Origin of the sequence: Paenibacillus favisporus (genome assembly GCF_040545415.1) — a bacterium.
Lineage (GTDB): Bacteria > Bacillota > Bacilli > Paenibacillales > Paenibacillaceae > Paenibacillus_AQ > Paenibacillus_AQ favisporus.
This window is the reverse complement of the sequence record NZ_JBEPLV010000001.1, coordinates 297,887-311,556: the sequence shown is the minus strand read 5'-3', so window position 1 is coordinate 311,556 and position 13,670 is coordinate 297,887. Positions and strand designations below refer to the sequence as shown.

General features: G+C 51.8%; 14 protein-coding genes. 2 read left to right on the top strand and 12 right to left on the bottom strand.

What is annotated here, in order from left to right; genetic code table 11:
• Positions 1-325: 325 nt before the first annotated feature.
• Positions 326-1,660, bottom strand: a complete 1,335-nt coding sequence (locus ABID47_RS01430) for a PhoH family protein (RefSeq protein ID WP_192715700.1) — start codon at positions 1,658-1,660, stop codon at positions 326-328.
• A 48-nt stretch (positions 1,661-1,708) separates the two neighbouring features.
• Between ABID47_RS01430 and ABID47_RS01425 the strand changes: the two genes are divergently transcribed.
• The gene (locus ABID47_RS01425) at positions 1,709-2,332 is read left to right on the top strand and encodes a YhcN/YlaJ family sporulation lipoprotein (protein ID WP_306434088.1); all 624 of its coding nucleotides are present in this window, start codon (positions 1,709-1,711) and stop codon (positions 2,330-2,332) included.
• 272 nt (positions 2,333-2,604) lie between these two features.
• Here ABID47_RS01425 and ABID47_RS01420 read toward each other — a convergent pair whose 3' ends face one another.
• The 5 genes from ABID47_RS01420 to ABID47_RS01400 form a co-directional block, all read right to left on the bottom strand.
• Positions 2,605-3,684, bottom strand: a complete 1,080-nt coding sequence (locus ABID47_RS01420; RefSeq protein ID WP_354494685.1) for an LCP family protein — start codon at positions 3,682-3,684, stop codon at positions 2,605-2,607.
• Positions 3,685-3,777: 93 nt separating this feature from the next.
• Complete coding sequence (locus tag ABID47_RS01415) at positions 3,778-4,074, bottom strand: YlaH-like family protein (protein WP_076169828.1); 297 nt, start codon at positions 4,072-4,074, stop codon at positions 3,778-3,780.
• Positions 4,075-4,119: 45 nt separating this feature from the next.
• On the bottom strand, positions 4,120-5,961 hold the full coding sequence (gene typA / locus ABID47_RS01410; RefSeq protein WP_116229522.1) for a translational GTPase TypA: 1,842 nt from the start codon (positions 5,959-5,961) through the stop codon (positions 4,120-4,122).
• A gap of 151 nt (positions 5,962-6,112) precedes the next feature.
• Entirely contained in the window at positions 6,113-6,622 is a 510-nt protein-coding gene (locus ABID47_RS01405; protein WP_354494683.1) for a hypothetical protein, read from the bottom strand.
• Positions 6,623-6,874: 252 nt separating this feature from the next.
• Positions 6,875-7,537: a TerC family protein gene (locus ABID47_RS01400; protein WP_116229520.1), complete on the bottom strand. Its 663-nt coding sequence runs from the start codon at positions 7,535-7,537 to the stop codon at positions 6,875-6,877.
• Positions 7,538-7,669: 132 nt separating this feature from the next.
• On the opposite strand from ABID47_RS01400, the gene ABID47_RS01395 reads away from it, so the two are divergent.
• Positions 7,670-8,359 (top strand): TerC family protein, encoded by a 690-nt coding sequence (locus ABID47_RS01395; RefSeq protein WP_354494682.1) that lies wholly within the window; start codon positions 7,670-7,672, stop codon positions 8,357-8,359.
• Between the two features lie 84 nt (positions 8,360-8,443).
• Here ABID47_RS01395 and thiI read toward each other — a convergent pair whose 3' ends face one another.
• The 6 genes from thiI to ABID47_RS01365 form a co-directional block, all read right to left on the bottom strand.
• The gene (gene thiI / locus ABID47_RS01390) at positions 8,444-9,673 is read right to left on the bottom strand and encodes a tRNA uracil 4-sulfurtransferase ThiI (protein WP_354494681.1); all 1,230 of its coding nucleotides are present in this window, start codon (positions 9,671-9,673) and stop codon (positions 8,444-8,446) included.
• The gene (locus ABID47_RS01385; protein WP_354494680.1) at positions 9,670-10,830 is read right to left on the bottom strand and encodes a cysteine desulfurase family protein; all 1,161 of its coding nucleotides are present in this window, start codon (positions 10,828-10,830) and stop codon (positions 9,670-9,672) included. Before ABID47_RS01385 ends, thiI begins: the two co-directional genes overlap by 4 nt.
• A 132-nt stretch (positions 10,831-10,962) precedes the next feature.
• On the bottom strand, positions 10,963-11,694 hold the full coding sequence (locus ABID47_RS01380) for a lytic transglycosylase domain-containing protein (protein WP_354495666.1): 732 nt from the start codon (positions 11,692-11,694) through the stop codon (positions 10,963-10,965).
• 165 nt (positions 11,695-11,859) lie between these two features.
• A complete protein-coding gene (locus ABID47_RS01375; protein WP_354494679.1) occupies positions 11,860-12,501 on the bottom strand; it encodes a hypothetical protein in 642 nt (213 codons plus the stop codon).
• Positions 12,502-12,559: 58 nt separating this feature from the next.
• Positions 12,560-12,778 carry a DUF1540 domain-containing protein gene (locus tag ABID47_RS01370; RefSeq protein ID WP_076169821.1) on the bottom strand — a complete coding sequence of 73 codons (219 nt, stop codon included), beginning with the start codon at positions 12,776-12,778 and terminating at the stop codon, positions 12,560-12,562.
• A 136-nt stretch (positions 12,779-12,914) separates the two neighbouring features.
• A complete protein-coding gene (locus ABID47_RS01365) occupies positions 12,915-13,421 on the bottom strand; it encodes a YpuI family protein (RefSeq protein WP_116229516.1) in 507 nt (168 codons plus the stop codon).
• Positions 13,422-13,670 lie beyond the last annotated feature (249 nt).

Here is a 13,670-nt window from a genome sequence, read left to right as displayed (position 1 = left end):
ATAAACCGATGCCCCATACCATGAGGTTAACTACGAATCTACGCCTGTGAATGTCCTTATTGTAATTCGAGTATATTTGATCCGGTGCCTGAAATTGTTAAAACTAAAGAAAGACGCCTATCGACGTACCTTGCTAAGAAGAAGACCGCTTTTAACGGAAGTTTTTCTTGCGAGATCAGGAAGCGGAGGCTCCGAATCTTATACTTTCAGATCTCTCCAAAAAAAGCCCCCAGCCGGTTCCATTGAACCGGACAAGGGGGACTTCTTTTTTATGAGCTGGCAGGTGGTGGCATCATTTCTCGGGAAATAGTACCAGCTTATGAAATCACAGCAGATCGGCTGCGAGCTGGGCCAGCTTGGAGCGCTCGCCTTTTTCCAAGGTAATGTGCCCGCTGATCCCTTCCTGCTTGAATTTCTCCACGATATATGACAGACCGTTGCTCGATGCATCCAGATACGGATGATCGATCTGCTCGGGGTCCCCCATCAGGATAATCTTGCTTCCCTCCCCGACCCTGGAGACGATCGTTTTCACTTCGTGGCGGGACAGGTTCTGGGCTTCGTCCACGATAATAAACTGGCCGGGGATGGACCGTCCGCGGATATACGTGAGCGCCTCGACCTGAATGCTGCCCAGACCCATTAAAATTTTATCGATATCGCCCGACTTTTTCGTATCAAACAAAAACTCCAGGTTGTCGTAAATCGGCTGCATCCACGGACGGAGCTTCTCTTCTTTCTCTCCGGGCAGATAACCGATATCCTTGCCCATCGGAACGACCGGCCTTGCGATCAGCAGCTTTTTGTATTTATGTTCATCTTCGACCTTCATCAGCCCGGCTGCCAAGGCAAGCAGTGTTTTGCCCGTACCGGCTTTTCCGGTAATCGTTACGATCGGAATATCGTCGTTCAGCAGCAGCTCCAGCGCCATGCGCTGTTGTGCGTTGCGTGCGCTGATTCCCCATACGGACTCATTGCTCAAAAAGAGCGGCTCCAGCCGAAGCGCATCCGCATTCACCTTCAGCAAGGCCGATTTCGTGCTCCCCATCTCGTCCTTTAGGATGACGAATTCATGTGGATACAGCGGGTAAGGCAGCTGCAACGGCTTGATGGACAAAAAACGGTACGAATAAAACTCATCGATGATGGAAGGATGCACCTTAAGCGTAGAATATCCGGTATACAGATCTCCGGGACCTACGGTGCGGTCGGATAAGTAATCCTGGGTCACCAGACCAAGCACGTCCGCCTTGATGCGAACGAGCACGTCCTTGCTTACCAGCACTACCGACGTCGGGTCCTCCTTGCCTTGTTCCTCCAGATGATAATTTAAGGCGACTGCCAAAATGCGGTTATCATTGGACATTTCGCCGAACATTTCTTGTACTTTCACAAAACTGCGGTGATTCAGCTCCACTTTCAGGCTGCCTTTGTTTTCCAAAAGCACCCCGCTGTGCAAATGACCGCCGTTTTCCCTCAATCCGTCCAGCAGGCGGGACACCGTCCGCGCATTTCTCCCGATTTCGTCGGCATTCCGTTTCTTGGAGTCTATTTCTTCCAGAACGACGGCCGGAATCACGACTTCATGTTCATCAAACGCAAATATCGCCCGGGGATCATGCAGCAGCACATTGGTATCCAGTACAAATATCTTTCTCATACTTTCTCCCTCCACTGAACTCATAATAAACACATAAATTATTTCGTCATGGACATCCTAAGTTACAACCCGTCATGCCAATTTATGACCTGGAAAGGACGATCACATATGAGAATGTTTTTGCTCGTTGTGTTAACTATGGCTCTACTGAGCGGTTGTAATCATCAGAACACTGCATCACCCTCTCCTCAAAGTCAACAGGGGCCGACAGCCGCATCAACCGGCGACCATCATCGCCTTTCACTCCGGTCTGCAGGAAACACAGCCGTGCGTTCTGCAGAAGATACAACGGACCTGGCTTTAAAAGACCATTTGGAAAACATCGCCGAAAAGGTGAACGGTGTGAAAAAAGCGCATGCAGTCGTGTTAGGCAATACTGCCGTTGTAGGCATCGACGTAGACGGCAATTTGACGCGTTCCCGCGTCGGAACCATCAAATATACCGTTGCCGAAGCACTCAAAAAGGATCCTCGGGGCAAAAACGCCCTCGTGACGGCCGATATGGATTTGTCCAGCCGGATTGCCGAAATCGGTCAGCATATTCAAAAAGGGGAACCCGTATCGGGATTCGCTTCCGAACTGGCGGATATTGTCGGCCGGATTGTGCCGCAGCTCCCACGCGATGTCAAATCGCGTCAGAACAGCCCTTCTTCACCAAGCCCAACCCGCTAAAGCATAGGACAGGCGAAATACCAGCCGAATCAACAAATTTTGCAAAAAAAGAAAAAAGCCCAGTGATCAGATCACTAGGCTTTTTTGCATGGCGCGTCAAAACATACACCGGATTCAGCAGAAGTCGGCACAGAGAGATGAACGGCTGGTTGACGTTGCATTTCATATATTGGAGTCCACTTCGTAACCGTCTCGGACATCGCACTGACCTCCTGTACAGGTTCCATTGTACTCTAGTATATTATATGTCGTCCCAAAACTTGCACCCAACTTTACGGATTCGAGCTTTCATCCGCTGAAGTATCTGCTTCCACGGCAGCCTTGCCGGCAAGCTCGTCCTTCAATGCCTGCTTTGCTTTATCCAGCTCGTCATCGTCTACATACACATAAGGACTTTTCCAGTTCCCGGTAATCGGCATGAATTTGACGTCTTCTTTTTTAATTTTCCAATAAGTTGCAATCATGTTCTTCAATTGATCCTTCTCGATGTCGGTTTCCATGTTGTTATTCATGGCATCCAGCACTCCGCCCAAGCTCGTGACGCCCTTGAACGTCTGCATCTTGTCGATCAGGGAGTGAAGAACTTCGTTCTGTCTGCGGTTGCGGTCAAAATCGTCGGAAGCATCCGTTCTCGGACGGCAGTTGGACTTCCGGTAGCGCACAAAATCGAGCGCCTGCTTCCCGTTCAGTTCCTGCTCACCCTTCTTCAGGTTGATGTCCGTTCCGTCGGCTTTATCCCGGTAGCACATGTTCTTGTCGACTGTCACGTCAACGCCGCCCAGTGCATCTACCGCATCACGGAAGGCCTGGAAATTCAGCACCGTCACGTAATCGATATCGATGTCCAAATACTTGGAGAACATTGTCTTCATCTCATCGGTCGCCTTGATCCCGGATTGCTTCTCATCGGCCAGGAAATTCGGATAATAGGCATTGGCCTTGTTCTCCCGGTAGCCCTTCAGCTCGATCTTGGTATCGCGCGGAACCGACACTAACGTTGCCGATTTCGTATCGGGATTAAAGGCGGCGATCATGATGACGTCAGACAGGTGTGTCTTCGTCTCCGGACGATAGTCCGTTCCAAGCAGCAGCATGGTAATCGGTTTGACCTTGGCGGATTGGGAAGGAGCGACCGGTGCATCCACACCAGTGTCCAGAACGCCATGATCCGCTTTATAGTACAAATATCCCGCGTATCCCGCTACGGCGAGTACAGCTAAAATAATCAGAATCAATACGAATTTCAAAAACGTTTTGAACCCGCTTTTCTTCTTTTTCTTCTTTGGAGGCACTTTCCCTTTCGGGGTGCCGCCATGAGATCTTGGAGGTAGACTCGTATTGCTGGGACTCATCTCAAACACCTTTTTCATTTATTTTGAGGTAATCTCTCTATAAACGATGACAACCTTCGCAATGTTGCAAAGAGCCGGGCCACAGCGGGCGCGTTACACCCGCTTGGCAGCCGCTTCGGCTTTCTTCTTCTGCCGCGCTTCCACGAAATAGCGGATGCGCACCGTGAACATCAGAGCTACCGCGACAAGCAGACATTGGATGATCGGAAGCTTGTCGTGCTGAAAAATCAGCAGCATCCCGGAGCCGATGGCCATCAGAATATACAGCAGAATCTCTTTGAGAAGCGGAAGCTTCTGCTTGACCCGAAACACCTTGTTGTATACATAGGTGATCAGCACAAAGATGATGATATAGGAGATAATCGGATGCGCTGCTAACCAAGCTTGCACGGACAGTTCACTCCTTCCAGAAATGAGGTGAGGACCTTACCCGGATTACATGTTGGCTTCGGCCATCTTGCGGTGCTTCTCGGCACGTTCACGCTCACTCTTGTTCAAAATCTTCTTGCGCAGACGGACCGATTTCGGCGTGATTTCACAATACTCGTCGTCATTCAAATATTCAAGCGCCTGTTCAAGTGAGAATAGACGAGGCGTCTTCATTTTTACTGTATCATCTTTTGTCGCGGAACGCACGTTTGTCAGCTGCTTCTCTTTGCAGATGTTAACGATGATGTCGTTATCGCGCGTATGCTCGCCGACGATCATGCCCTCATAAATTTCGGTTCCCGGCTCCAGGAACAGGATGCCCCGGTCTTCGACGCCCATCATGCCGTAGAAAGTGCTCGTTCCGGTTTCGCTGGAAACCAGCACGCCCTGATGGCGTCCGCCGACTTGACCGCTGTGCAGCGGGCCGTAGCTGTCAAACGCATGGTTCATGACGCCATAACCGCGGGTCAGCGTCAGGAAGTGCGTACGATAACCGATCAGGCCGCGTGCGGGAATCAGGAACTCCAGGCGCACCTGTCCGCTGCCGGTGTTGACCATGTTCACCATTTCGGCCTTACGGGACCCGAGGCTTTCCATGACCGCGCCCATGCTCTCTTCAGGCACGTCGATCAGAAGGCGCTCGATCGGCTCCATCTTGGCTCCGTCGATTTCCTTGACGATAACTTCAGGCTTGGAAACCTGCATTTCGTACCCTTCGCGGCGCATGTTCTCGATCAGGATGCCGAGGTGAAGCTCGCCACGTCCCGACACGATAAACGCATCCGGGCTGTCCGTCTCCTCAACGCGCAGGCTGACGTCTGTCTCCAGTTCCTTCATCAAACGCTCACGCAGCTTGCGGGACGTAACCCACTTGCCTTCGCGTCCGGCGAATGGGCTGTTGTTGACCAGGAACGTCATCTGCAAGGTTGGCTCGTCAATCTTAAGAACCGGCAGTGCTTCAGGATGGTTCGGATCGGCGATCGTCTCCCCGATATTGATGTCCTTGATTCCGGCGATCGCGATGATGTCGCCCGCACCGGCTTCTTCCTGCTCCACGCGCTTCAGTCCCTGGAAGCCGAACAGCTTCTCGATCCGGGCGGTTTTGCTCTTGCCGTCGCGCATGATGACCGTAACCGATTGACCTTGCTTGATCACGCCGCGGTTGACCCGGCCGATCGCGATCCGTCCAAGGTACTCATTGTAGTCCATCAGTGTAACAAGGAACTGGAGCGGCTCATCGACCTTCTCTGTCGGAGAAGGAATGTGCTCGGTAATCGTTTCATACAGGGCAAGCATGTTGTCATCCTGCTTGTCCGGATCCAGGCTCGAGGTTCCGTTCAGCGCCGAAGCGTAAACGACCGGGAAGTTCAGCTGGTCGTCGTTTGCTTCAAGCTCGATGAAGAGGTCGAGCACTTCGTCAATAACTTCGGCCGGACGGGCTGCCGGACGGTCGATCTTGTTGACGACGACGATCGGCGTCAGATTCGCCTCAAGCGCTTTGCGGAGCACGAATTTGGTCTGAGGCATGCAGCCTTCATATGCGTCAACGACGAGCAGTACGCCGTCGACCATCTTCATAATCCGTTCCACCTCGCCGCCGAAGTCGGCGTGTCCCGGGGTGTCCACAATGTTAATCAGAAAATCTTTATACGTAATGGCCGTGTTCTTGGCCAGGATGGTAATGCCGCGTTCGCGCTCCAAATCGTTGGAGTCCATGGCGCGTTCCTGCAGGTGTTCGTGCTTGGCGAATATCCCCGATTGCTGCAGCAACTGGTCAACTAGGGTCGTCTTGCCGTGGTCGACGTGCGCAATAATCGCAATGTTGCGAATTTTATCTCTTGAATGCATGGCTTTTATCCAGATCCTTTCCCTTTCAAATCGTAACGAAGTCTTTCAACAAATGAAGCGTCAGGCGGTAGCGCCGACGCTTCTACATCCCTTATATTATAATGAAGTTTCAGAAAAAAACAAGTGTTTTACAGAAAATAGAAGGCCTGATTTACCAGCCGCTCTTCCACTTCCGGTTTCTGGATTTCCCCCTTCCGGCAATGAGCCAAATACCCAAGGCAATCAGAAGCACGGCGAGGATGTAGATCACCGCGGTATGAAGAAGGCTGAAGAAGAACAGCACCAGCGAAGCCAGTCCCAAAATGACAGAGACAGGAAGCAAGGAGGACGGACGCGGCTTTTCAAACAGGTAATACTCGTACATCCCGATCGCGATCCCGAGCAGAAGGGCGGGCCACAAGTAGGACATCAGCCCCCAGCTGATCGTGCTGCATAGTAAAAAGAGCAGCCCGTACACCGTCAAAATACCGCCGGGTACAAGCACCGTTGCGCGCGCCCGGTTGCCGAAAAACAGCATATGCAGAACCAGTCCAGGAATCAAAAGGACCAGCGGCCACAGCGTGCGGCCCAAAAAACCGAAAACTCCAAGCTTGCCAAGCAAAATGACGATTCCAGCAATGACAATGAACAGGCCCAGCTTCAAGTCGTTCCTTGAGGACATTCTCCCACCCTCTTCTCTATAGCCGTCCTTTACGCCATACGCAAAAAACGACATATTTTCATCTTTAGTTTATCTGAAACCTGTGAAAAAAACCAGATTGCGCCTGTAATTTTTTAGGCACTGCAGCCCAAAATAACCCGGGAAAGGAAAGGTCCTGCCGCAAGCCCGAATTATTCCAATACTTTGCGATTTTTTATGTTCAAAACAAGAAAAAAACCGGGTTAGACCCGGCTTTTAACGAGATTGTCCTGCTTATGAGCGCGGCCGCAGCAGCAGCTGCTTGATACCGCCGGAGACGATCACCAAGCCGGCCAATACGCCGGGAATGAGATGGTGGAATTCCGGCAGAGATGCAGAGAGGAGAGCCCCAAGCCTGTGATCCTGGAGGAGCATCTCACCAGCTGTATAGGCTAGAATGCCCGCCCCGATGTACACGAGCACCGGGAAACGGTGAAGCCAAGTGACGATCAAATTGCTGCCCCAGACGACGATCGGTATGCTGATCGCAATGCCGATCACGATCAGTGCGAGATCGCCGTTGGCGAGTCCGGCAATGGCCAGTACGTTGTCGAGGCTCATAATGAAATCCGCCGCAAGAATAGTCCTGACCGCTTTCCAGATGGTGGAGGATTCCTGCAGCCGGAGCTCATCCTTGTTTTCGATCAGCAGATTTATGGCGATCCAGATGAGCATGAACCCGCCGACCGCCTGAACATAAGGGATTTTCAGCAGAATGACCGCAATAAAAGTCAACAAGCACCTTAGGATAACAGCGCCGAGCGCTCCCCACCATACCGCCTGTTTACGCTGCTTCTCCGGCAGGTCCTTGCTCGCCAGAGCAATCACGACGGCATTGTCACCGCTTAGGACCAAATTGATCATCAGGATCTGAATGAGCAGCCAAATCGATTCCAAAGGTCAACACCCCCACTCTACATCTATGTGGGAGTTGGCCAGGCTATGCTTGACTTCATATGAAAAATTAGCCTATAATGAATCGATTTGCTATTGAACTCCGTATACAGTCATAATAAGGAGTGACCTGATTTGGACAGTGTAATAGAATTTTTAGTTAGTTTGATCAAAATCGTCTTTTTGGATTTAATATTGGCTGGCGATAACGCCATCGTAATTGGCCTTGCTGCGAGGAATCTTGCTCCCTCGACTCAGAAAAAGGCTATTTTTTATGGAACCGGAGGCGCAGTCCTGCTCCGGATCATTGCGACGATCGTCGTCGTCTGGCTGCTGAAAGTGCCGTGGCTGCTTGCCCTGGGCGGTGTCATGCTCGTATGGATCGCCTACAAGCTGCTGGCCGATAACGACGATCACACGGACATCAAGGCAGGCCAAACCTTATGGGGAGCTGTACGGACCATCATCGTGGCGGATGCCGCGATGGGGCTGGACAATGTGATCGCCGTGGCTGGCGCAGCCGAGCAGAATATCATCCTCGTCGTTCTCGGACTGCTTATCAGCGTTCCGATTGTCGTTTGGGGAAGCACCCTGTTTATTAAGCTGATTAACAAGTTTCCATGGATTATTTACCTTGGTTCAGCGGTACTCGGTTACACCGCATCCAACATGATTACGGAAGAAAAGCGTTTTGCTCCGTTTTTTGAACAATATCCGTTCCTGCGGGTGCTGTTTATCGTGATCGTCGTCATAGTCATTCTCGCCCTCGGATACCTGAAACGCGCGTCGATGAAGAAACGGAAGGACGAACATTCGTATAGTTAGAACACACATGTCCGGCCTGTTGTCATAGAAAAGGAGGCTCTTCAATGAAGAGCCTCCTTTTTTTGTTTCCTAATCCTCTGAGCTTTAGAACCAATCCTCGTTAACGCCCCCTGCTTCTTCTTCCTCACCAATCACATAATCCTTGGTGAGCACCAAAGTTTCGGTCCGCTCAAAGGCGTCTTGGATCAGCTCGGGGAGCTTCTCGATCGACGCCTCCACGTTCTCGACGACCCGCAAATTCGGATTCGTCGTCGGCGACTTGGGCACGAACAGGGTGCAGCAGTCTTCATAAGGAAGAATCGAGGTTTCGTATGTGCCGATCTCTTTGGAAATCCGGATGATCTCGTTTTTGTCCATCATGATCAGCGGCCGCAGAAGCGGCAGCTCGGTCGCCCGGCCGATCACGTTCATGCTTGGCAGGGTTTGGCTGGCGACCTGCCCGAGGCTGTCTCCGGTAACGATCGCAAGCGCTCCTTCACGCTTGGCCAGCAGTTCGGCAATTCTGAGCATCGAACGCCGCATCAGGGTAATGATCAAATTGTCCTGTCCAATGCCGGTAAAGGACGTCTGCACTTCGGTAAAGGGCACCAGATGAATCTTGATCTCCCCTGCATAACCTGAGAGCACCTTCGCCAGCTCGATGACCTTCTCTTTGGCAAGCCGGCTTGTAAACGGGTAGCTGTAGAAGTGAACGCACTCCACTTCCAGCCCTCTGCGCATGGAGGACCACCCTGCGACCGGGCTGTCGATTCCGCCGGAGAGGAGCAGCATGGCCTTGCCGTTGCTTCCCCGCGGAAATCCGCCGACGGCGGGAATCGTCTGACAGAATATATAGGTTCCCTGCTCGCGGATCTCCACATGCAGAGTGAGCTCGGGATCCTTCATGCTCACTTTTAACAGAGGATACTTCTTCAGCAGCGGCGCACCCACCAGATGGTTCATCTCATGGGACGAGTGCGGGAAAGCCTTCCACACTCTCCGGGCATGAACCTTAAAGGTGACCTCTTCCTCTATGCTCATCTGCCCGATAAATGCTGATGAAGCTTCCAAAATAGATTCCAGCTCCGTAGAGCTGACGACAACCGGGCTGATCGACGTCAGCCCGAATATTTTTTGGAGCGAGGTAATCAGCGGTTCCGGCTCTTCCCCGTTCAGTTCAACGTACAGTCTTCCGTACTCCTTGCGAATTTTCGCTTTGGGAAAATCCTTAAGAACGGACCGGATATGCGAGATCACCGCATTTTCGAAGCGCCCCCGGTTTTTTCCCTTGAGTGTAATTTCTCCATAACGGAGCAGAAGCATATCATATTTCAATGGATTTCATTCCTTCCTGTCATTAAAGGCGTCAGCCGTTCGACCGCATCCTGAAGCGCGTCCTTCAACCGCTCTACATCATTCTCGGTGTTGGTAAGCCCCATGCTGATCCGGATTGCGCTGGAGGCCTCTTCCTCGCTCCGTCCCATGGCAAGCAGGACACGGCTTGGCTCCGCCGTCTTGGAAGAGCAGGCCGATTTGGTGGACACGAGCATGCCGTGCTCCTCAAGCGAATGCAGAAGGACCTCGGCTTTCATTCCGGAAAAGGACACGTTAACGATATGCGGCGCCCCGTCTTCGTCGCTATTCAGCGCAAGGGCCGGCATCGTTCGGATAAATGCGAGCAATTCGTCCCGCAGCGCCCCAACCTGCTCACCGAAAGTCCCTAACTGCTCTTTAGCCATCCGCATGGCTTTGGCCATGGCGACAATCCCCGGATAATTTTCCGTTCCTGAGCGCATGCCGGACTCCTGCTTGCCTCCCGACAACAGCGGATGAAGCTGAACGCCTTCCCTTCGAAATAATACGCCGGCTCCTTTGGGGCCGCGGATTTTGTGTGCCGATAACGTATATAAGTCCGCCTGCCAAGCCTGCAGGTCGACATGCAGCTTGCCGAAGCCCTGAACACCGTCCACATGGAACAGGGTCAGCGGGTTGCACTGTTTAATGATTCGTCCCGCCGCCTCCAGCGGCTGCACGGCTCCGGTCTCATTGTTTACATGCATGATGCTGACCAGAATGGTGTCCTTTCTAATGAGGCTGCGCAGCTGGTCCGGATGGATCCGGCCTTTCCGGTCCACATCAAGAAAGGTTACCTCGAATCCGTGTTCCCGAAGATATAAACAGCTGTCGTAGACGGACGGATGCTCCGTAGCAGTCGTTATGATGTGCTTGCCCCTGCCGGCATATTGAAAGGCTGTTCCTTTAATGGCCATATTGTTGCCTTCCGTTGCGCCTGAGGTCAAGATGATCTCGGCCGGTTTAACACCAAGGGCGGCGGCGCATACTTCCCGGGAACGCTTGATTAGCTTGGCAGCGTCCTCGCCCATCCGGTGAATGGATGAAGGATTGCCGTAATGCTGTCTCATCACTTCCGCCATCGTCTGGATCACTTCTTCGTAGGGTGGCGTACTTGCCGCATGGTCCCAATAGATCATCACGTTTCCTCCTTTACACGGATCACCCGAAGCAATATAAAGAGATCAAACATCGGAAGAAGCGCTTCATATCGAGCCGCTTCCCGTTCTCCCGAGTTTGATCCCGTAACTTAAAACGCTATGCGATTGGTATTAACCTTCATATTTTGCCCTGGCATCCGCAATTTTACGGATATAGTTCCTTGTTTCTGCAGGAAGCCGGTCCAATTGCTGCATCAATTCGGCATCGGTCGATACTCCGAGTTTGAGCACCCGGTTAGGCCCTGCATTGTATGCAGCCAGCGCCATATTCTCCTGCCCACCGAAGCGGCTCAGCTGATACGAAAGGTATTTCGTGCCGGCATCGATGTTCTGCGCCGGGTCGAACGGATCGCTGACCCCAAGTCCCTGCGCCGTGCCGTCCATCAGCTGCATCAGGCCTTTGGCCCCCGCAGAAGATACGACATTCGGATTAAAGGTGGACTCCGTCTCGATGACGGCCTTGATTAGCGATTCGGACACTCCGTACTTGCGGCTTGCCTGTTCAATCAAGTCGTTGTAAGCGGTCGATTTGCCGGAGCCGGAATCGGAATGCACCGGCTTGGACACTTCGTCAACATGTTTCACCGGCGAGGTGTTCGCCTCTCCCAGCTGCTGCCACAGCAGACCGTCACTCCACGATACGCCGGGCACCGTCGGTTGTACGGAAGCATCGGTTTCTGCAGCTGCCGCGCTGGAGTCATCCAGCAGCTGGTTCAGAATAACACCAAAATCAGAGGTGCTGCCATTTTCGATAATGTCCTGAAGAAGCTCGTCTCTATTTTGAATACGGCTGTTGTCCTGCATTGCCAACAACTGCTGCGCTGCAGCCGGATCGATTTGCATCATCTCAAACCTCATTTTCCCTCATAATCTCGTCCATGCGGATTGGATTTATTTTACCATGATTCCGCCGTCTTGCGCCAGACCTCTTCGAAAAAACGCTGACATTGAAAAAAGCGCCCTCAGCCGCTTCATGAGCGGCCAAAGACGCTATATTGCCCGTTTGATTTACCGGGCGAACGGAACCAGCACGAAGTAGCTGATCGTTGCCAGAATGCCGAGTCCCATCGCCCATCCGCCCCACACCTTGCTGCCTTGGCTGTACGCATAAAAGCCGAGGACCGCAGCCAGTGGGCCCAGGATAATGGACCACATAAACAAGGACAGGACGCCGAAGCCTACACCGACATAACCGGCCGTACGTCCATAGTTTTGAACGGCGTTCCGGTTTTCGGCATCATCCGAGGTGCGGACCTCATCCCTGCGGACCGATGGTGCCGGAGCTACCTCTGCCGCATACTCCTCGCGGTCTTTTTTGTATAAATCCGTTCTCTTCACCGCGGTATCCGCCTTCCGGTCGTCCAGGACCGAATAACCGGCCGCACGGCTTGTGACTTCAGGGGATGTCACCTCTGATGCATACTCCTCTTTATGGGCGTCCCTGCGCGGGTAATCGGTACGGATCCGTGTCGCGATCGCCTGCCGGAACTCGTTATCCCGGGTTGCAGAAGGAGTAGTACCCGCTTCAGCTGCATATTCTTCTCGGTGATTCGTGCGGGAAACGTTATTCGTTGAAACGGGAGTGATTCCTTTTCCTGCGAATGGGCTGTCCGTCTTGTGTTCCTGCTCTCGTTTGTTGAATTCATCCATGATTAGAAGCCTCCTCACGACTGATGGATAAGTGCATAAATGGAGTCGGGCGCTTGAATTAAGAAGTTTTGGGCTTGAAGGTCAGACAGCAGGTAGCCGAAGAATTTACAGCCCGGTCTTTGTGCTCTCCAAGCTCGCTGCCGTACTCCTCGCTGTACTTGGCGGAGGCGTGCTTGTCGATTTCGATCAGGATTTGCTCGGCTTTGCAGACGTTCTCTTCACCCCAGTAGCTGCAGTTGCTGACGCTGCATTTTACGTAGGTTCTTGGATCCTTCATTATTTATCACCTCAAGCTTCATTGTCCCCTGCTCCATATCGGCGTATCCCTGCTGCATCTTGTCAGTTGATGGTCGTCATGAGGAAAATAAAAAAAGATGCCATCATCAGGCATCTTTGGTGTAATCGTATAAGGTTTAAGCGTGCGAACGCTGATTGTGCATCCGGCGCTCCGTTAAATAATCGCTTTCGTAATAAGTCAGATCGTCCCGAAGCTCTTCATATACTTTGGTGATATCGAGAATGATGTCTCTTACCGGCCGAACCGGTTTTACCCGGAAACGGATAGCATCCTGTCCCGTGTACGCATAACGCCCATCTTCGGAATAGCTTTCGCTTTTCGGATAAAAGAAGTTGTTAACGCAATGATGATACACATTATAGAGAGCTTTTTCAGCAAAATCATTGTCAAAATTGGCACGGCGCAACGCAATTCCCAGTTTCTCGGCTGATACTTCGGAGAAAACCAGAAGATGCCGCAGGTCAGACAAAAATCCTTTGTAAAATTGCAGCGTTTCCTCATTATTGTCTGGCGCAAGCTGCGGAATCGAATTCTCATTGAGGAATTGTTCCAGTTTCTCGATCGCGGATTTCAGCTTCTCTTTCGTGGTCTCACACAATTTTTGAACATTACCTGCTGACATAGCTAATTAGCTCCCCCTTAATTTGTTCCTTTCGGTCCTGGAGAGGATCCGAAATTTTCATCACCATCGTTTGAAGCAAGGATCAATTTTCATGTACTATCCTAACATAAAACAAACTGGAACGGTATCCCTTTCTGGTCACGATTTGGACGAATTGAGCAGGTTTTTGCCTGAGTCGGCCGCCGGGGTATAAAATAGCTTCCCATTTCTCACGCTAAAGGTACTTATCATTCTCAAGGAGGTACTTTT

Coding starts and splice junctions, on each gene's coding strand:
- ABID47_RS01430 (WP_192715700.1), bottom strand. CDS start 1,660: ATGAGAAAGATATTTGTACTGGATACCAATGTGCTGCTGCATGATCCC.
- ABID47_RS01425 (WP_306434088.1), top strand. CDS start 1,709: ATGGACATCCTAAGTTACAACCCGTCATGCCAATTTATGACCTGGAAA.
- ABID47_RS01420 (WP_354494685.1), bottom strand. CDS start 3,684: ATGAGTCCCAGCAATACGAGTCTACCTCCAAGATCTCATGGCGGCACC.
- typA (WP_116229522.1), bottom strand. CDS start 5,961: ATGCATTCAAGAGATAAAATTCGCAACATTGCGATTATTGCGCACGTC.
- ABID47_RS01405 (WP_354494683.1), bottom strand. CDS start 6,622: ATGTCCTCAAGGAACGACTTGAAGCTGGGCCTGTTCATTGTCATTGCT.
- ABID47_RS01385 (WP_354494680.1), bottom strand. CDS start 10,830: ATGATCTATTGGGACCATGCGGCAAGTACGCCACCCTACGAAGAAGTG.
- ABID47_RS01380 (WP_354495666.1), bottom strand. CDS start 11,694: ATGCAAATCGATCCGGCTGCAGCGCAGCAGTTGTTGGCAATGCAGGAC.
- ABID47_RS01375 (WP_354494679.1), bottom strand. CDS start 12,501: ATGGATGAATTCAACAAACGAGAGCAGGAACACAAGACGGACAGCCCA.
- ABID47_RS01370 (WP_076169821.1), bottom strand. CDS start 12,778: ATGAAGGATCCAAGAACCTACGTAAAATGCAGCGTCAGCAACTGCAGC.
- ABID47_RS01365 (WP_116229516.1), bottom strand. CDS start 13,421: ATGTCAGCAGGTAATGTTCAAAAATTGTGTGAGACCACGAAAGAGAAG.